Annotated in this window: 17 protein-coding genes and 9 tRNA genes; all 26 read left to right on the forward strand. The window is 34.2% G+C overall.

Annotated features, from left to right (window positions below; translation table 11 throughout):
• The first annotated feature begins 19 nt into the window (after positions 1-19).
• The 26 genes from BLP68_RS02855 to BLP68_RS02980 all read left to right on the forward strand — a co-directional run bounded on the left by BLP68_RS02855 (position 20) and on the right by BLP68_RS02980 (position 20123).
• Positions 20-95 (forward strand) — tRNA-Thr (locus BLP68_RS02855).
• Positions 96-104: 9 nt separating this feature from the next.
• Positions 105-189: transfer RNA gene (locus BLP68_RS02860), tRNA-Tyr, on the forward strand.
• Positions 190-276: 87 nt separating this feature from the next.
• Positions 277-360, forward strand: a tRNA-Leu gene (locus tag BLP68_RS02865).
• 7 nt (positions 361-367) lie between these two features.
• Positions 368-442 (forward strand) — tRNA-Gly (locus BLP68_RS02870).
• A gap of 11 nt (positions 443-453) precedes the next feature.
• A tRNA-His gene (locus BLP68_RS02875) sits at positions 454-529 on the forward strand.
• Between the two features lie 149 nt (positions 530-678).
• Positions 679-754: transfer RNA gene (locus BLP68_RS02880), tRNA-Gln, on the forward strand.
• 7 nt (positions 755-761) lie between these two features.
• Positions 762-837, forward strand: a tRNA-Lys gene (locus BLP68_RS02885).
• Between the two features lie 16 nt (positions 838-853).
• A tRNA-Cys gene (locus tag BLP68_RS02890) sits at positions 854-927 on the forward strand.
• A 5-nt stretch (positions 928-932) separates the two neighbouring features.
• A tRNA-Arg gene (locus BLP68_RS02895) sits at positions 933-1009 on the forward strand.
• A gap of 439 nt (positions 1010-1448) precedes the next feature.
• Entirely contained in the window at positions 1449-2132 is a 684-nt protein-coding gene (locus BLP68_RS02900) for a GntR family transcriptional regulator (RefSeq protein ID WP_091539805.1), read from the forward strand.
• A 181-nt stretch (positions 2133-2313) separates the two neighbouring features.
• The gene (locus BLP68_RS02905) at positions 2314-3333 is read left to right on the forward strand and encodes a TRAP transporter substrate-binding protein (RefSeq protein WP_091539807.1); all 1020 of its coding nucleotides are present in this window, start codon (positions 2314-2316) and stop codon (positions 3331-3333) included.
• A 56-nt stretch (positions 3334-3389) separates the two neighbouring features.
• The gene (gene uidA / locus BLP68_RS02910; protein WP_091539809.1) at positions 3390-5189 is read left to right on the forward strand and encodes a beta-glucuronidase; all 1800 of its coding nucleotides are present in this window, start codon (positions 3390-3392) and stop codon (positions 5187-5189) included.
• A 21-nt stretch (positions 5190-5210) separates the two neighbouring features.
• Entirely contained in the window at positions 5211-5681 is a 471-nt protein-coding gene (locus BLP68_RS02915; RefSeq protein ID WP_091539811.1) for a TRAP transporter small permease, read from the forward strand.
• Positions 5682-5735: 54 nt separating this feature from the next.
• Positions 5736-7040 carry a TRAP transporter large permease gene (locus tag BLP68_RS02920; RefSeq protein WP_091539813.1) on the forward strand — a complete coding sequence of 435 codons (1305 nt, stop codon included), beginning with the start codon at positions 5736-5738 and terminating at the stop codon, positions 7038-7040.
• A 19-nt stretch (positions 7041-7059) separates the two neighbouring features.
• Entirely contained in the window at positions 7060-9462 is a 2403-nt protein-coding gene (locus BLP68_RS02925; RefSeq protein WP_091539816.1) for a glycoside hydrolase family 31 protein, read from the forward strand.
• A 17-nt stretch (positions 9463-9479) separates the two neighbouring features.
• Positions 9480-10886, forward strand: a complete 1407-nt coding sequence (gene uxaC / locus BLP68_RS02930) for a glucuronate isomerase (RefSeq protein WP_091539818.1) — start codon at positions 9480-9482, stop codon at positions 10884-10886.
• A gap of 19 nt (positions 10887-10905) precedes the next feature.
• Positions 10906-11940 carry a mannonate dehydratase gene (uxuA, locus tag BLP68_RS02935; RefSeq protein ID WP_330389050.1) on the forward strand — a complete coding sequence of 345 codons (1035 nt, stop codon included), beginning with the start codon at positions 10906-10908 and terminating at the stop codon, positions 11938-11940.
• 15 nt (positions 11941-11955) lie between these two features.
• On the forward strand, positions 11956-12807 hold the full coding sequence (locus BLP68_RS02940; protein WP_091539822.1) for an SDR family oxidoreductase: 852 nt from the start codon (positions 11956-11958) through the stop codon (positions 12805-12807).
• A gap of 271 nt (positions 12808-13078) precedes the next feature.
• Entirely contained in the window at positions 13079-14089 is a 1011-nt protein-coding gene (locus tag BLP68_RS02945) for a DUF697 domain-containing protein (protein ID WP_091539824.1), read from the forward strand.
• A 367-nt stretch (positions 14090-14456) separates the two neighbouring features.
• Complete coding sequence (locus BLP68_RS02950) at positions 14457-15530, forward strand: hypothetical protein (RefSeq protein WP_091539827.1); 1074 nt, start codon at positions 14457-14459, stop codon at positions 15528-15530.
• A gap of 211 nt (positions 15531-15741) precedes the next feature.
• Entirely contained in the window at positions 15742-16605 is an 864-nt protein-coding gene (locus BLP68_RS02955; RefSeq protein ID WP_091539829.1) for a hypothetical protein, read from the forward strand.
• Between the two features lie 19 nt (positions 16606-16624).
• Positions 16625-16918, forward strand: a complete 294-nt coding sequence (locus BLP68_RS02960; protein ID WP_091539832.1) for a hypothetical protein — start codon at positions 16625-16627, stop codon at positions 16916-16918.
• A gap of 115 nt (positions 16919-17033) precedes the next feature.
• Positions 17034-17474 (forward strand): GNAT family N-acetyltransferase, encoded by a 441-nt coding sequence (locus tag BLP68_RS02965; RefSeq protein ID WP_091539834.1) that lies wholly within the window; start codon positions 17034-17036, stop codon positions 17472-17474.
• 352 nt (positions 17475-17826) lie between these two features.
• The gene (locus tag BLP68_RS02970) at positions 17827-18219 is read left to right on the forward strand and encodes a GntR family transcriptional regulator (protein WP_091539836.1); all 393 of its coding nucleotides are present in this window, start codon (positions 17827-17829) and stop codon (positions 18217-18219) included.
• A 1-nt stretch (position 18220) separates the two neighbouring features.
• Positions 18221-19336 carry a DUF1648 domain-containing protein gene (locus BLP68_RS02975; RefSeq protein WP_176758842.1) on the forward strand — a complete coding sequence of 372 codons (1116 nt, stop codon included), beginning with the start codon at positions 18221-18223 and terminating at the stop codon, positions 19334-19336.
• Positions 19337-19442: 106 nt separating this feature from the next.
• Positions 19443-20123: a response regulator transcription factor gene (locus tag BLP68_RS02980; RefSeq protein WP_091539841.1), complete on the forward strand. Its 681-nt coding sequence runs from the start codon at positions 19443-19445 to the stop codon at positions 20121-20123.

Consider the following 20123-nt stretch of genomic DNA (forward strand, 5'->3'; position numbering starts at 1 on the left):
TTTAATTTTTAATTGATACGCTGGTGTAGCTCAATTGGCAGAGCAGCTGATTTGTAATCAGCAGGTTGCGGGTTCGAGTCCCATCACCAGCTCCAACCAAATCTGGAGGGGTTCCCGAGTGGCCAAAGGGGGCAGACTGTAAATCTGTTGTCGACGACTTCGAAGGTTCGAATCCTTCTCCCTCCACCATAATCACCTAACGGTGAGTGAAAAGTGAATAGTGTAAAGTTAATAGCAAGATAAGCATTTCTAACTTTTAACTTTTAACTTATTTATGCGGGTGTGGCGGAATTGGCAGACGCACTAGACTTAGGATCTAGCGGTTTATCCGTGGGGGTTCAAGTCCCTCCACCCGCACCAATTAATTGCGGAAGTGGCTCAGTGGTAGAGCATCGCCTTGCCAAGGCGAGGGTCGCGGGTTCGAGTCCCGTCTTCCGCTCCAATAGAATCATGGTGGGTGTAGTCAAGTGGTTAAGACACAGGATTGTGGCTCCTGCATTCGTGGGTTCGAATCCCATCATCCACCCCATAAAAAAACAATGAGTTATTAATAATTAGTAATGAAAAATTAAAAATTATAATCAAAAAATAAATATTTAATATAAAGTAAATTTACAATTTGTAAGTTTGCTTAATTAATTAAACATTACACATTTAACATTTCTCATTGATTTACATTGGGATATAGCCAAGTCGGTAAGGCAACGGACTTTGACTCCGTCATCCGCAGGTTCGAGTCCTGCTATCCCAGCCATAGGTTTGACCCATTAGCTCAGTCGGTAGAGCACCTGACTTTTAATCAGGGTGTCCCGCGTTCGAGTCGCGGATGGGTCACCATTTTTTGAATATTTAAGGCGGCATAGCCAAGTGGTAAGGCAGAGGTCTGCAAAACCTTTATCCCCAGTTCAAATCTGGGTGTCGCCTCCAAACATGCGCCCATAGCTCAGCTGGATAGAGTGCTTGACTACGAATCAAGAGGTCGGGAGTTCGAATCTCTCTGGGCGCACCATGGTAAACCCTGTAAGCATAATGATTACAGGGTTTTGTGATTTTTGTAATTAGTTGAATAAGATGTTAGCATGGGTTTGATAGGGAAGCTGATGAAGCATCAAGATTTTATCTGTCTGTATTTAAAATTCAATGCTAAAGCATAAAACCACTCTAAATAATACACCATCTGGAACAGTGGATAGATTATTTAAGTTTAAACCAGCAGTATCATTCTGAATTACCTGTAGCTCGAAGGAAGAGGTAACTATGGAAGGTATTGTTGGCGGAGGCAAATGAAATAAATTAAAAAGGTAAAATAAGTATAATCTATTAAACAGCTTAGGGTTCGAACCTAAGCTGTTTTAATTGTAGTTATTGATAAAACAAAATATTCTTGACAAAGGATAAACTCCCATGGTAGTATGGTGATAATGAATAGTGTATTAGGTGGTGTGAATATGGAGTGGATAATAGATCAACCCAGCAATGGTAATTCTGTAAGTGATTATGTATACGAAGTGTTGAAAAAAAACATTGTGGGCTTTAATGTAAAACCTGGTGATAGGATAAGTGAAAATGAAATTTCTGAATTACTTCAGGTAAGTAGAACACCTGTAAGAGAAGCATTTATTAAACTGGCAAAGGAAGATTTACTATATATTTTGCCTCAAAGAGGTACTTATATATCCTACATAGACTTAGATGAGGTTGAAGAAGCAAGATTTATCAGAGAAAGTTTAGAAAAATCAGTTATTGAGCTTGCAACAAAACAATTTTCTGAAGATGCATTATTTCTCTTAGAACAAAACGTAACAACCCAAAAAAATAAAATAGAAAAAAAGGCTTACGGAGAGTTTCTAGAATTAGATGAAGCATTTCATAAAACTATTTTTCAAGAATGCAATAAGGGAAGAACATGGTCTGTAATAGAACAGGTAAACAGCCAATATAAGCGAATTAGGGTTTTAAGCTTTATTGCTAACATCAATTGGGTTCAAACAATTGAACAGCATCAAAGTATAATAGAAGCCATAAGAAGCAATGATACAGAAAAGGGACTGCAAATAATTGGAGAACACTTGAAAAAACTTAACATAGAGAAAATGGAGCTAAAGAGAAAGTATCCTGAATATTTCAAATAATAAGTATTAAACAAGATGTTTTAACACAAGCAGTGAGTAACTTCCATGGTAGTGTGGTACCAATTAAACTGTATGATTTCTTGGTTTTTTCCTAGTAACTAAAATACATAATGGCAATATGTTCCAAGGAAAAAGCTTGAGATTTCAAATATAATGATTTTAAAACAAAAGGAGGAGAAGTATGAAAAAAATACTAAGTATTGGGATAACGGTTTCACTACTGGTGATGCTATTGATGGGATGTAGCTCAGATACTGGTGAGACTGCTGGAAGTAAAGGAGCCGATGATGTGGTTACTCTTAGACTAGCACATAACTTAAATGAGCAGCATACTGTTCATTTGGCACTAGCTGAGTTCGGAAGGTTAATCGGAGAAAAATCAGAAGGTAATATGAAGGTAGAAATTTATCCAAATGCACAGTTAGGGTCTGAAGAACAAGTACTAGAGCAATTACAAGTAGGTGGTATTGCAATGACTAAGGTTTCTGCCGCTGCCCTTACACCTTATGCAGATGGTTATAATGCTTTCACTCTACCTTATGTATTTGCTGATGAAGATCATTTCTTTACTTCTATGGAATCTGACGCTGTAAAGGAACTTTATCAAGACACTCATGATAAAGGGTTTATAGGTTTAACCTACTATACATCTGGTGCACGTTCCTTCTATACTGTTGACAAGCCTATTCTACACCCTAGTGATTTAAGAGGTGTAAAAATCCGTGTGATGGGCTTTCAATCTCAAACAGATATGATGCAAGCCCTTGGTGGTACCCCTGTTGGTATGCCTTACGGAGATGTGTACACTTCATTACAATCAAGAGTTATTGATGGCGCAGAAAGTAATGAAACAGCCTTAACAAATGGTAAACATGGAGAGGTTGCGAAGCATTTTTCTTATGATGAGCATACAATGATTCCCGATATAGTAGTAATCAGCTCTAAAGTATGGGATAGCCTTACTGCTGAGCAAAAAGCAATTTTACAAGAAGCAGCTGTAGAGTCAACTGAATATCATAAACCATTATGGAATGAAGCAATTGCAGAAGCTGTAAAGGAAGCAAAGAAAGATATGGGAGTAACCTTCCATGAGGTTGATAAGGGTCCATTCCGTGAAGCTGTAGCTTCTATGCTAGATGAATATGGAAAAAAATATCCTGAAGTGAAAAGTCTATTAGATAGCTTTAAGGCATTAGAGTAGCAACTTAAAAGTCCTAGCTTTATGCTAGGACTTTTACTAAAAAGGAGAGGAATGAAATGCTATATCCTAAAATAACAAACTCAAGAAACTTGATTAATTTATCTGGGGTTTGGAATTTCAAAGCTGATTATAGAGAAGAAGGCTATAAAAATCATTGGTATAAAAATGGATTAAAGGATTATGAACTAATGCCAGTACCAGCTAGCTATAATGATATTACAGTTGATGCAAAGCTGAGAGATTTTGTGGGAGATGTATGGTACGAGAAAAAGATTGTAATACCAAAACCATGGCAAAATGAAAATGTATTTATTAGAGTAGGAAGTGCCAGCCACAATTCAAAGGCTTGGATTAATGGTATCTTAGTAAAGGAGTATACCGGTGGTTTTTTGCCATTTGAAAGCAATTTAGAAAATGCAATAAAATATGGAGAAGAAAATCACATTGTTATTTGTGTTAACAATGAGCTAACATGGCAAACCTTTCCCCCAGGAGAAGTATATTATTTTGAAGATGCTGATGGTAACAAAAAGAAGAAGCAAAGGCAACAACATGATTTTTTCAATTATAGTGGTATACATAGACACGTATACTTATATACCACTCCTAAGACTTATGTTAAAGATATCACTATTAAAACTGATTTTGAAGAATCCTTAGGGAAAATACATTATGACGTTATTACTAATAAAATTGCAGAAGAAATTAAAATAGAGGTTTACGATGAAGAAAACCAATTGGTGGCAGTTTCAACTGGTGAAAGTGGAAAAATTGAAATTAAAAATGTAAAGCTATGGAAACCAAATAATGCTTATTTATATAGCTTTGTTGTAAAACTCAATTCAAATCATACATTGATAGATCAGTATAGCTTAAATATTGGCATTCGAAAAGTACAGGTAAAAGATGGCCAGTTCTTAATAAATAATGAACCTTTTTATTTTAAAGGATTTGGTAAACATGAAGATATGGATGTAAAAGGGAAAGGGTTGGATGATGCTATTAATATAAGGGATTTTAACCTATTAAAATGGATTAATGCAAACTCATTTAGAACCTCCCATTATCCTTATGCAGAAGAAGTATTAGACTTAGCTGATCGATATGGAATTGTTATTATAGACGAAGTTCCCGCAGTTGGAATGTTAGGACAAGCTGTTCCTGCTGTAGGAGAATTAGATGGTGTATTTACAGAAGAAAAAATAAATAACGAAAGCCTAAAAGAACATATAAGATTAACAAGAGAAATGATTGCCAGGGACAAAAACCATCCATCAGTAGTTATGTGGTCTCTAGCAAATGAAGCTTCTGTTATGGAACCAAAGGCGGAGTCATATTTTCAAAAGCTAGTAGAAGAAACAAGAAAAATCGATGACAGACCTTTATTAAATGTTAACTTAATGTTGATTGAGCCAGGAAAATGTAATGTATCAAAGTATTTTGATGTCATAGGGCTAAACTTGTACTTTGGTTGGTATTCCGAAAGAGGAGACATTGATGCAGGAAAAAAACGCTTAATGAAATGGTTAAAAGACTGTTATGAAGCAGACAATAAGCCTATTTTACTGTCGGAGTATGGGGTTGATACGGTTGCTGGACTCCATAAAGAACCAGCTATTATGTTTAGTGAGGAGTTTCAAGTTCACTTCTTGAAAGCATATCATGAAATCTTTGATCAACTTCCCTTTGTCATTGGGGAACATGTATGGAATTTTGCGGACTTTATGACGGGGCAGGATATCGTCAGGGTTGATGGGAATAAAAAAGGGGTTTTCACAAGGCAAAGACAACCAAAGATGGCAGCCCATTATTTAAGGGAGCGATGGGGAAGCTTAAAAAACACCTATACTAAGTAATTATGTATTGGAGGCAGAAAAATGAATAAATTCAAAAAAATTATGAATAACTTACTATCGTATCTTACAGCTTTTCTATTAATTGTTATGACAGCCCTAGTTTTATGGCAAGTGTTTACCAGGTATATATTAAATAATCCTAGTGTATTCACTGAAGAATTAGTTAGAATAATTTTAATATGGTCATCCTTCTTAGGAGCATCCTACGCCTTCGGAACAAGACAGCATATGGCACTAGTGTTTTTTAAAGAAAAGTCAAAGGGACTTAAGAAGAAAGCTATTTATGTATTTATTGATGTGATGATTTTGGGTTTTGCTATATTAGTTTTAATCAAGGGGGGCTATCAGCTAGCCTCAGGAGTTATGGGAATAAAGACCCCTATTTTAGGTATATCGAGGGGACTGATATATATGATAGCACCGTTTTCAGGAATTATCATTACCATCTATCAGCTTATGAATATAAAAGAAGATATTGAAATGGTAGATTAGTTAAGAAAAAATAGCTGTTAATGATTTTAATTTTAGTTTAAAGGAGTGAAAAAAATGGATGTAGCTTTACAGGCAGCATTGGTGCTATTTATTACATTTTTAATACAACTAGGCATTGGTATTCCTATTTCCATAAGTATAGTTATTTCTTCGCTAATAACAGCTTTAACGACTATACCAATGGATATTGCCTTATTCACAGCAGCACAAAAAATGGTAACAGGAATAGATAGCTTTTCATTATTAGCTGTTCCACTTTTTATTCTTTCTGGAAACATTATGAATAATGGTGGAATTGCAAGAAGACTCGTTAATTTTGCTAAGGTTATAGGTGGAAGACTACCAGGTTCATTAGCCCATGCGAATATATTAGGAAACATGCTATTTGGTTCGCTATCTGGATCTGCTGTAGCTTCGGCGGCAGCTATTGGTGGTACGATGACACCTATTCAAAAAAGTGAAGGTTATGACGTTTCATATTCTGCAGCAGTAAATATTTCATCATCTCCTACAGGTATGCTGATTCCACCTAGTGGTAGCTTGATTTTATATTCTTTAGTAGCTGGTGGAGTATCAATATCTGCATTATTTATAGCAGGATATGTACCAGGGTTCTTAATGGGGTTAGCAACCATGGTGGTAGCTTATATTTATGCAAAAAAGAATAATTACCCTGTATCTGAAAAGGTTAGCCTATTACAGGGGTTCAGAATATTTTTAGAGGCTATACCCAGCTTAATGCTAATAGTAGTTGTTATTGGAGGTATTGTATTTGGAATCTTTACAGCCACAGAAGGGGCAGGAGTGGCTGTAATTTATACATTAGTTTTGTCACTAATATATAGAAGTATAAAATGGCATGATATGAAGGAAATATTACTAAAAACAGGTGTGACAACAGGAGTAATTATGTTTTTAGTTGCTGCTTCTTCAGCAATGTCATGGATTATGGCATATACCGGAATACCTCAGGCAATCAGTCAGGGGATTATGTCTATATCAGAAAATCCCATTATTATTCTATTAATTATGAATATTACATTGTTAATTGTGGGCACATTTATGGATTTAACTCCTGCTATACTGATTTTTACGCCGATATTCTTGCCTATAGCAACACAGATTGGATTACATCCAGTACATTTTGGTATTATATTAGTATTTAATTTATGTATTGGAATTATTACACCTCCTGTAGGAAGTGTACTGTTTGTGGGATGCAGTGTAGCAGAAATATCTATTGAGGAAGTTATAAAGCCATTACTGCCATTCTTTGCTGCCTTAATAGTTGTACTGTTATTAGTGACTTATATTCCAGCTATTAGTTTATTATTACCTAAGCTATTTGGCCTAATATAAAAATATAAGGAGTGTAAAAATGATACTTAAAAATTATCCCTTTCAGTTATTAAAGGAAGAAAATAATGTTTTAGAATTCAAGTTGGTGGATGGTAATACTTGTGTAAAAGTATTTGTGTTGGAAGAAAATATAATTCGTGTGTTGTTTGTTGAAGAAGAGCTTAAATTAAACAAAAGCTGGCTAGTGGCACCTGGGATGGGTGACATAGAAAGAGAAGGTAGAGATAGATTAGATATTTCCCCCTTTTCACTCCCAAGTTATACATACCAATTAATTGATGATAAGTGTACTATTGAAACTTCTAAGATAAAGGTAATATTTAATTTAAATGGAATGAAGGCCACTTGGTATGCAAAGCTTGAAGGCAAAGAAGTGGAATTCGCAAAGGATAGAAAGACACAGGCATATAACTTAAATGATTCCTTGGGAAGGGGACCCTATCATTATCTAGAGAGAAATTTAAATGAGCAATATTATGGACTTGGAGAAAAGTGTGGCAAAACTGATCGACACGGAAAGAGATATAGAATGATGAGTGTTGATCCAATGGGATACGATGCAGAATTTACAGATCCCCTTTATAAGCATATTCCCTTTTATATAACTAGAAATAGTGACACAGGAATATCCTTCGGCTTGTTCTATGATAATTTATCCACTGCTATTTTTGATATGGGCAATGAGCTGGATAATTATCATGGCTATTACCGTTACTATAATGCAGAAGATGGAGACCTAGATTACTATTTAATCTTAGGGCCACAGTTGAAGGATGTAACAGAAAAGTTTTCATGGCTGACGGGTAACACTATTTTTTCACCAAAATGGAGTATTGGCTATTCTGGATCCACCATGTCCTATACAGATGCACCAAATGCACAGGAGCAACTACAGAATTTTATTAATGACTGTGAAAAACATGATATTCCTTGTGATTCCTTTCAGTTATCTTCAGGCTATACTTCCATAGGCAACAAGCGATATGTTTTTAATTGGAACTATGACAAAGTACCAACACCCAAAAATATGACAGAAAGCTTTCATGAAAAAGGTATTAAGCTCTGCGCAAACATTAAACCGGCCCTATTAATAGATCATCCTATGTTTGAAGAGTTAAAAAATAATAACATGTTTGTTTTAGATAGAGAAGGTAAAGAACCAGAAGTTGTTCAGTTTTGGGATGAATTAGGAACTTATGTTGACTTTACAAACCCTAAGTCCTACGACTGGTGGAAACAGCAAGTAACAGAAAAACTATTGGAATATGGCATTGACTCTACATGGAACGATAATAATGAGTATGAAATTTGGGATGCAGAAGCAAAGGCTAATGGATTTGGAAAGGAAATAAATATATCTCAAATAAGACCTCTACAGCCATTACTAATGATGAAGGCTTCCTATGAAGCTCAAAAAGAGTATGCACCTAATATAAGACCATACTTGATTTCCCGTTCTGGATGCCCAGGAATGCAAAGATACGTTCAAACCTGGTCGGGAGATAACAGAACCTCCTGGAAAACAATAAAATACAATATTCAAATGGGTATAGGACTAAGCATGTCTGGTATTTATAACATAGGACATGATGTAGGTGGGTTTGCAGGTGCTGCACCTGAACCAGAGTTATTTGTAAGATGGGTGCAAAATGGAATATTTAATCCTAGGTTTACTATTCATTCTTGGAATGATGACTCTACAGTTAATGAGCCATGGATGTATCCATCAGTTACACATTATATAAGAAACCTTATTAAATTTAGAACCAAAATCACACCATATATCTATAACCTGCTTCATCGATCTTACAAACACTACGAACCTATGATAAGACCAACATTTTATAACTTTGAAGAGGATTCCAATACCTTTGAAGAGAATGATGATTTCATGCTAGGTCCGGATATGCTGGTGGCTTCTGTGGTAGAAAAAGGTGCATACGAGAGAAGGGTATACTTACCTGTTAATCAAGTAGGTTGGTACGACTTTCATACAGGCTTATGGTACAGTGGTGGTGAAAGAGTTGTTATACCAGCACCTTTAGACTATACACCACTATTAGTTAAGGCTGGAGCAATTATTCCAATAAATGATGCCGCAATTCAATTTGATACAAAGAGCCATGACAAACGAGGGTTTAATTTATTCCCCCATAAAGAAAATGGAGAAAGCACCTATGAATTATATGAGGATGATGGTATCAGCAACAAGTACTTAGAAGATATATATACCATTGTGAAGGTAAAAATGATTTCTGATAAAGACACCATTACTGTAGAAATTTCTAAAGAAGGTAAATATCAGCTTCCATATAAAGAGGTAAGATTCTACCTTCCAAAGGGTGAAGTAAGAAGGTTGATAATCAACGAAAAGACATATGAATTTAACAATAATAATGTCTACAACGTACCAATAGACTAAATCTGAAGGTGATTGAAATGAAAAAATTTATGGATGACAACTTTTTATTGAATAATGAAGTAGCTATGGAGCTATATCATAAGTTTGCTAAAGAAATGCCAATTTATGATTATCACTGCCATCTATCACCTCAGGAAATCAGCTCAAATAAGCAATACCAAAATATTACAGAGCTATGGTTAAGTGGCGACCATTATAAATGGCGGGCTATGAGGAGTAATGGTATAGAAGAAAAGTATATTACAGGAGAGGCTAATGATTACGAAAAATTTATGGCGTGGGCAAAAACAATATCTATGTGCATAGGAAACCCTCTATTTCATTGGACTCATTTAGAACTTCAAAGGTATTTTGGAATATATGATGTATTGAATGAAGCTACAGCTGAAGATATATGGAAGAGATGTAACGAGCTTTTAAAGAGGGATGATTTTAGAGCAAAGGGCCTTATTGAAAAGTCAAATGTAAAGGTGATATGCACTACAGATGATCCAGTAGACTCCTTAGAGTATCATAAAAAAATAAAAGAAGATAAAGAATTTCAAACAAAAGTGCTACCTACTTTTAGGCCTGATAGAGGGTTAAATATTGAAAGAGATATATTTGACTCTTGGCTTCAGGAGCTTTCAGAAGTATGTCAAATGAGAATTGAAACCTATACTGAGTATTTAAAGGCTTTAGATAACAGAATAGAGTACTTTCATGAAGTAGGCTGTAGAATTTCTGATCATTCCCTTGAAGAAGTTAGTTATTTTGAAGCTAAATTAGAGGAAGTAGAAAAAATATTTTCTAAAAGATTAAATAAAGGAAATTTGAGTCGGGATGAAGTTAAAAAATTCAAAACCTACACACTAAATTATCTTGGTAAAAAATACAATGAATACAGCTGGGTTATGCAGCTTCACATGGGAGCTTTGAGAAACAATAATACAAGAATGTTTGCTTTGCTCGGCGGAGATGCTGGATTTGACTCAATAAATGATCAATGTATAGCAGAGCCTTTATCAAGAATCTTAGATGCCTTAGACACGGAGAACCAGCTACCTAAGACCATATTGTACTGTTTAAATCCTAAAGACAATTATGTAATTGGTACAATGCTTGGAAATTTCCAAGGGGGTAATGTAGGTGGAAAAGTTCAATTCGGTTCTGGCTGGTGGTTTAACGATCAAAAAGATGGCATGATTAATCAAATGACATCCTTGGCTAGTTTAGGACTGCTGGGTAGATTTGTTGGAATGCTAACAGATTCAAGAAGCTTTATTTCATATACTCGACATGAGTATTTCAGAAGAAGCCTATGCAATTTAATAGGACAGTGGGTAGTAGATGGCGAGGTCCCCTATAGCCTAGATCCTTTAGAAGATATGGTGAAGAATATCTGTTATAACAATGCTGTAAATTATTTTGACATTGAATTATAAGGGGCTGATAAAATTGGAAATGACTTTTAGATGGTATGGGGACAATGACCCTGTTACTCTCAAATATATTAAGCAAATTCCCAAAATGGCAGGGATTGTTTCTGCCATATATGATATACCAGTTGGAGAACCCTGGCCGATGGATAAAATCATAGAATTAAAAAATAAAATAGAGGCTGAAGGGTTAAAGTTATCTGTAATTGAAAGTGTACCAGTACATGAAGATATTAAACTCGGAAAATCAACTAGGAATCAATATATTGAAAACTACAAGACTACTATTAGAAGATTAGGAGAAGCTGGAATTAAGGTTGTATGCTATAATTTTATGCCAGTATTTGATTGGACAAGAACAGACCTAGAGTATCAGCTACCGGATGGATCTACAGCTTTAATTTTTAATGAAAATATGGTAGAAAAAATGGATCCATCAACAGGAGAGTTAAGTCTTCCAGGATGGGATACTAGCTATACTAAGGAAAGCATGAAGGCATTATTAGATGAATATAAAGAGATAGATGAAGAAAAGCTTTGGGGAAATCTTGAATATTTCTTAAAGGAAATTATACCAGTAGCAGAAGAATCAGATGTAAAAATGGCTATACATCCTGATGATCCACCATGGTGCATCTTTGGACTTCCAAGAATTATAACAAAAGAAGAAAATTTAGAGCGATTTTTAAGTTTAGTGGATAATCCTTATAATGGACTAACCCTTTGCAGTGGCTCCCTTGGTGTATCTAAAGATAACGATATGGCAAGGCTTGTAAGGAAATTTGGTAAAAAGATTCATTTTGCCCATACAAGAAACGTCAAAATTACAGGACCCAAATCCTTTGAAGAAGCAGCTCACCCATCTGAGTACGGTTCTTTAGATATTGTGGAAATCTTAAAGGCATATCATGAAGTGGGTTTTGATGGACCTATGAGGCCTGATCACGGTAGAATGATTTGGGGTGAGGAAGGAAAACCCGGATATGGTTTATATGATAGAGCTTTAGGAGCAATGTATCTAACTGGAATCTGGGAGACTTTAGAAAAGACCAAGAAATAAAAGGAGTGTTAATATATGTTACCCTTTAAAATTGATTTAGAAGAAAAAGTAATAGTAGTAACTGGTGGTGGTGGAGTTCTGTGTAGCATTTTTGCAGAAGCCTTAGCACAGTGTGGGGCTAAAATTGCTATATTGGACTTAAAGGAAGAAACAGCTGTAAAAACAGCTGATAAAATCTCAGGCAATGGTGGAACGGCAATTGGAATAGCTGCTAATGTACTGGAGATAGAAAGTTTAGAGAAAGCAAAAAAAATAATCAATGAAAAATTTGGGGCTGTTGATATATTAATTAATGGAGCTGGCGGAAATCACCCAAAGGGTACAACCACTAAAGAGTATTTATATAAAGAAGACTTAAAAGACCATAGTGATATAACAACCTTTTTTGATTTGGATCCAAAGGGAATAGAGTTTACCTTTAACTTAAATTTCATAGGGACTTTATTACCTAGTCAGGTCTTTAGTAAAGATATGATAGATAAAGAAGGAGCTTGTATCATCAATATTTCCTCTATGAATGCTTATACACCTCTAACTAAGATACCAGCCTATAGCGGTGCAAAGGCAGCTGTTAGCAATTTTACCAAATGGCTGGCTGTACATATGTCGAAGGTAGATATTAGAGTAAATGCTATTGCTCCTGGCTTTTTCTTAACAAAGCAAAATGAAAAGCTTTTATTAAATGATGATGGTAGTTTTACAGAACGAGCTGAGAAGATAATCAATCAAACTCCAATGGAGAGATTTGGAAAACCAGAGGAGTTAATAGGTACTCTATTATGGTTAGTTGATAATAAAGCATCAGGCTTTGTTAATGGTATTACTGTACCTGTAGATGGTGGTTTTTCATCATATTCTGGTGTGTAATTAGCTAACCTGTAGAAGTATAAGCTAATAACAATAAGCTAAATTATAGTTCAAGCTCTCTAAAAAAACTCATAGAAAACCTGCTAAATAGTAATTATTGGCAGGTTTTTGTTTTTCTACATGCATAATGTTTACTCTCTCATAACCACAAGGAAAACCTATTGGTGAAAATTTTATAAAGGAAATATGGGTTAAATGAAGAATATAGTAGATTTGCAATAAGTATTTGATAGAAAAATTCTACAGCCTATGATGAGAAAGGAGATAAGAGTTGAAACCATTTACAAAATCACTAAAGCTTATTTTGAACCTTAGTATGATAGGGATTACACTTCTTTTACTCTTATTTATTACTAATCAGATAATTCAGATTGTATCCTATGCATCAAATATAAATATTTTATTGGGGAGAACCCTTCTAGTTCTATTGATAGTTTTTTTTGGGAGTATAATACTTATACCAATTGTAGGTTTTATTAAGTTACCATCACCTTTAGTACCCCCAGATAGATCTGACGAAGGTGCCTATAAGAAATATCAAAAACAATTAATCTATAGATTATCTACAAATAAATATTTAAGAGAGGAAGGTTTGGCTGTAAATAAAAAATCAGAGTCAATGGACGATATACAAAAAGCCATGGAAACCCTTAATGCAAAGGCTACAGTTATTATAAAAGAAAGTGCATCTAAAACATTTTTTACAACTGCCATTTCACAAAATGGAGCATTAGATGGTATCTTCGTTCTAATGACCCTTTTACATATGGTGTGGAAGATTTCCCACCTATATAATCAGAGACCAAACTTTAAAGATATTTGGATACTATATGTAAATGTTGGAGCAACAGTTATTATGGCTAGAGAAATAAATGACCTGAATTTATTAGATGAACAACTTGAGCCAGTGATTACTTCTTTATTGGGGGGCACAATAGTCAACATTGTTCCAGGAACCACAATGGTTACTAATTTAATAGTTAACTCAATTATTGAAGGGTCTGCCAATGCTTTTTTGACCCTGCGGGTTGGAGCTATTGCTAAAGGCTATTGTAGTTCTATGGAGCCAGTGAATCGAAAAAAGCTTCGCTACTCTGCAACCTTAGAAGCCTGTAGTATGCTGGGTAATATAATTCATGAAAATTCTTTTGCTATTACAAAAGCCTTTGTGGAAGCAACAGGTAAAGCAGCTAATAACACTTTTAAATATGGAAAAACAAAAGTAGAACAGATGGTTAAGAATAAAAGTATGTTTAGAAAAAAAGATAAAGCAACTTTATAAAAGCCCTTATAAGCACAAGAGCTTTCTTGCAATAAAATCACATAAAAATAGCATTTGAAGATGGCTTAGAACCAAATATTCTAAGCTTTTATAATATTATATTGAGTATACCCCAAGCATATCTTAACAAGATTTAAAATATTTCAATAAAGGTTTTATCAAATTTTACATGGGTAATAATAAAATAATGTAGGAATGACCCTAAAGACTTAGGGACATATATCCCTAAGTCTTAGGGGGCATATGACTCTTTATGAAAAACCTTCTCAATATGAATTGAAAACAAAGAAACATTAACATATAATACTGTTTAGTAATTAACGATTAGATACTTACTAACAGATTCAAATTAGGGAGGAAAAAATTTATGAAAAAGTTTTTAGTTTTATTATTAGCTTTAGCTCTAACATTAACATTTGTTGGATGTACGTCCACAGACAATAGTGATCCTTCTGCACCAGCAGGGGAAGTTTCCACTTCATTGGAAGGACGATATGTTGGTTATTCATGGCAAGGAGAGTCTAAAGGAGAAACACTTGAAGACGCAAGCCAATATATTGAAACTATTCTTGAATTGGATGAAAAGGGTATTATAAAAGATGCAAAAATGCGCTTTTTTGTTAAGAAGGATGGATACTGGACTACTCGTCAAAGTGGAAATGCCTTCGTTGATGTAGATTTTTCAGTAGAGCCTACCTTTGCAGTACCAGGAGATGACTACAAAGCAGGAGATTCTATGTTTACTATTTATACAGCAGATATGATGTCCTTTTATGCAGTAGCTGTAGATAATAATGGTGTAGCAGCCTTTGCCATAGTTGATCCTATCACTAGATATCAGTATGAAATGAAGTTTACTACAGATTTTGATTTTGAAACAGCTGTCGGTGAGTTAACAATTGGAAGTGGTATGAGTGTACCAACAATCAGGACTTCTGGTTCTGGTATGGTGAAACCATCTGAATGGGATTCTTTAGCAGATAAAACGATATTCAACATTAGTCCATGGTCTCATGTTGTTAATGATGTAGGTGTTTTAGCTGGAATTACTAACGAATCTACAGCTAAGGAATTACTTGAAGCATTAGGAGTAGAATTTGATGGAAACAAGCCTCAGCCAAAATCTGTGGAATATGGATACTTTGGCTTAGGTGGATGGACTGGTAACTTCAGTGCTATAGAAGAATCGCTTATTGGTCAAGATGCAACTCAATTAACATCTCTAGTTGATTGGACTAATGCACGTTATGCTGGAGCTATTAACGATAAAAACCAGTTTGGAGTAGATGTTCAGTCAGGAGCAACAAGAACTGTACAAAACTCTATTGATGGGATTTCTGGAGCAACAGTTAGAATTTCAAGAGAAGCAACATCTTACCAAAGAGCATTAGTGAATGCTGGTATTATCGATGAAGCCGACGTTATTATCGGCAGATTCTAAATAAATTTACCCACCATAAGAATTAATATATAAATTAGGAGAACCCTGTAAGCTTTCTTACTGGGTTTTTCTAATAAGGAATTTTATACAGCTGTAATACGAAACAACCTTTATTTGTCTAATTTAGAAGAAAGTTATTAAAGGAAAAAACCACTGATTATAGAATAGTATACATTGCATATTAAATTATAAGGATATGGAGACTAATAGCATGAATATACCCTACAATGTTAAACGATTTATTTCATTTCTAATTATAGTATCTATTGGTATACTAATTATTTTTGGTATTGTTGTATGGCGGTATAACTGGAATATGAATTACTTCTTTAATGAGAAAACAATACCCTTAGAGGGAGAATTGGTAACGGATGATGAGTATCTGACCATTATTCCTAAAGAGATTGTATTAAACCATAAAGGAATAATTTTGAGGGCTGAGTATCGATTATCAGAAGAATTGAAGGAGAATGGATTTTATATAGGGGCATTCCATTTGCCTCGTTTAATGCTTGAAAAAAATCCCAAGGACAATCATATGTTATACTCTTATGCACCAGGGCAAATGGCTAAGTCGGCATACTCAAAGGATGGGGAGGAAGGGACATATTTAGAATACTTTTACCCCTATAAGGATATAGACTTTAAGGAGGGAGATAGTCTACAATTAAACTTAAGTTCTGCTGACCTTCTAAAAGAAATAGAGGAAGTATTTCCCATAGAGCTTAATAATTGGGTTGATATACCGATTGAGGAACTGGCGGAATACAAAATTCGCATAGTTAAACAAAAAGAAGATTCTTTAATAGTGGAGACTTCACTTAGGGGAAAGACAGGAAATTATATGAGTATTAAGGATAGTGTTTATAGTATTGTTGGTGATCAGGAGATTAAAACAGGTAATGGTGGAGGCAGTGGCACAGGGCAATTGAATTATTATAGCTTTAAAGGAAATTATCAAGTTGATCAGTCTTTTTGGCAAGGAGACCATTATGTGCATTTGTATTATATTTCAATGGAAATTGGGCCTTACTATGAAAACTATCCACGTTTAATGCTAATTGAGGGAGAATAGTGGATGATGTAAAGAAGTAATGATTTGTGGCGTAGCCACCATTGCAGCCAGCTTTCAAAATCTGTTGATTCAAAATACAATAGTGACGGATGGCAATTATCATGCATCCTTTTACAATGTAGCCTATGGTGATAGCAAATATATAACAAATAACGTGTCAACCATCCATTCAATATTAAGTAAGGGATTAGGCTATTCCAGTTTTCAACAGTCCAATAATGAAAATAAGCCATACATTTACTTGTATGCTTATAGTGAAACTGCTTTTAATAATTTGCCCATAAACCTTAAAGAGGGTTTTTCAGACTGCTGAAAAATTTTCTGCTTCTACATGAAAAAATTAAGGAGGTTCATTAATTTTTATTGATTTATATTATAAGAAAATATATCATCTAAGGAGGAGTTACAAATTACTTAGGAGGATTAAGATGATTAGAGAATTAAGAATAGAAGACAAAGCTTTGTTTATTTCAATGGTTAAGGACTTTTATGAATCAGAGGCGGTACTTCATAATATTCCTATTGAAAATACAATCAATACCTTCAATGAAATAAACTCCAGCTCACCCTATATTAAAGGATATTTAATGGAAGATCAAGGAGAAGCAGCTGGATATGGACTTGTAAGTTTTACATATTCTAACGAAGCCAATGGTTTGGTTGTTTTAATTGAAGAACTATATATAAGAGAAAATTTCAGGGGTTTAGGATTTGGAGGTAAGTTTATAGATTTTATAATAATGGAGTTTTCATCTCAAGCAAAACGATTTAGGCTTGAATTATCAAAAAAAAATAAATCAGCAGAAAAGTTATATTTACGAAAAGGATTTATACCATTGGAATATAATCAAATGATATATGATTTATAGTGTATTATATTGTTTGTTGAGAATAATAGTTTGTGTTCCTATTAAAGCAAATACTCATTGGTAATAATCACATTTCAATGGAAATAGGGCCTTACTATGAAAACTATCCACGTTTAATGCTAATTGAGGGAGAATAGTGTATGATGTAAAGAAGTATAAACTAAAAAGAGTGTGAATGGAGCTGCCTATTAATTATTAAGATAGGTAGCTTTTGTATTCTATAGGAGTATTAGGGATATATAAAGAATTAAGGCTTAGATAAAAATATTAATATTATATTTTAATTAGTATTGTATATATTTTATATCTGTTATATACTATGTATAACAGATATAAAACAGGAGTGGATAATATGTTTTTACAAATACAATTTGAATCAGAGATACCAATTTATCAACAAATTAAAAATCAAGTTATAAGAGGAATAGCTATAGGAGAATTACAGCTAGGTGAAGATCTGCCCTCCGTTAGGCAATTAGCATCCGATATTGGCATCAACTTTCATACTGTTAATAAGGTATATAACCAGTTGAAGCAGGAGGGCTGGGTAGTAATTCATAGAAAAAGTGGAGTTATGATAAATCCAGATTTGAATGTGGGAAAAACCCAAGAATATATTGAGTCACTAGATGACCTTTTAAAGATTACAACAGCAGAAGCATTTTTAAGGGGATTATCTAAAGAAGAGTTTATTGCGCTGATTGATAAAAATTATGATAGCTACAATTCTAAAGGGGGGAAATAATATGTTTTTTCATATATTTCTTATAAATTTATTTACAGTGTATATACCACTTTTAATTATAGGGTATTTTATGCCTAATTTAATAAAGAAAACCCTATTGTTTGGAGTTGTTATACCAGAGGAGGCAAGTAAAAGTGCCGAGGCTTTATATTTAACAAAAATATATAAAAGAAATTTTGGGTTATCGGCGGGACTATTCAGTATTTTAATAAATGTTATAGCCTTCAAAAACCAAAATCCAAACATTTTAGCCTGGGGTGTTATGATATTATTAGGCTTAATGTCTGCCAACTATGTTTATATACACAATAAAGCCAAGGAGTTAAAGATAGAAAAGGGATGGACAGTTAATAAAAAGCAAATAGTAGTTGTAGACACATCCCATTCAACAGATAAAGGCTTCATATCACTTCATTGGTTTTGGCTACCAACCAGTATATTTATATTTACATTATTATTTACTATGATCCAGTATCCCCATCTTCCAGAACAAATACCAACCCACTTTGACTTCTATGGCAACCCTACTACCTATAAAGCTACAAGTTTTACAGCTGCCTTTGGCTTACCATTAGCTCAAGCTGGAATGACAGCAATGTTTTACTTTATTTTAAAGATAATTAAAAGGGTGAAGCCCAACATAAATCCAGCTAAGCCTAAAACTTCTTCGATTCAAAATAAGATAGCAAAACGTTACTGGGGTATATATCTTTTATTTGTTTTGGCTGTTTTAAATACACAGTTTGCTTATATTCAGTTGAATGTATTGCAGGTACTAATACCATCTATGATAACAAATTTCATCATACAAGGATTCTCAATTGGTGCACCATTGCTGGGTGCAATAGTTGTGTCATTAAAGACAGGTCAAAGTGGTAATAGAATTAAGGTTGAAGAAGCAGAAGAAGCAAGCGACAATATCATCGATAGAGAGGACGATCAGTTTTGGAAATGGGGAATGATATACTATAACCCTCAAGATCCAAGCTTGTTTATAGAGAAGAGGTTCGGAATAGGATGGACCATCAACTTCGCTAGACCAGCGGGGATGGCATTTATCTGTATCACTTTATTAGTAATTTTGGCATCACTGCTTATACCTGTATTATCAAGATAGAAGTTAATAAAGGAGAGAATTTGAAAAATGAAAAGAGCAATAAAGTAATATATATGTATTTAAATAGTAATAACAGGTTTTATATTAAAATAATTGAGGTGTTTTTATGAATGGCATATTGATTGTAGAAGATGATAAGACCATCGCTATGGGAATAGAATACTCTTTAAAGCAGGAAGGCTTTGAAACTCATATTTGCCATAATGCTAATGATGCAATTGATATCATTGAGAGAACTGATTTTTTACTAATTATTTTGGATGTATCACTTCCTGATGGCAATGGCTTTGACTTATGCAAAATTATTCGAGAAAAGGGCGATACACCGGTTATTTTCCTCACAGCATGTGACGATGAAGTTAATATAGTTATGGGATTAGATATGGGAGCTGACGATTATATTATTAAGCCCTTTAGAGTGAGGGAGTTAATTTCCCGCATTAAAAGCATATTGAGAAGATCCAATAAAAAAGCTAATAGTGGTGAGTTTATCAACATAGGAGATATATCAATTAATACAGCCGCAGCAAAGGTATATAAAAAGGATAAAGATATTCTCCTTACAGCCTTAGAATATAAGCTTTTACTTACCCTTGCCAATAGTGAGGGTAAAATACTTTCAAGAAATCAAATATTAGAGGGAATATGGGATGTTGCTGGCGATTTTGTTAATGACAATACACTAACTGTCTATATCAAGAGATTAAGAGAAAAGATTGAAGATGATCCCCACAACCCGCAAATTATAAAGACCATTAGAGGTTTAGGTTATAAGGTGGGTGAGTAA

Origin of the sequence: Alkaliphilus peptidifermentans DSM 18978, assembly GCF_900101495.1 — a bacterium.
Lineage (GTDB): Bacteria > Bacillota > Clostridia > Peptostreptococcales > Natronincolaceae > Alkaliphilus_C > Alkaliphilus_C peptidifermentans.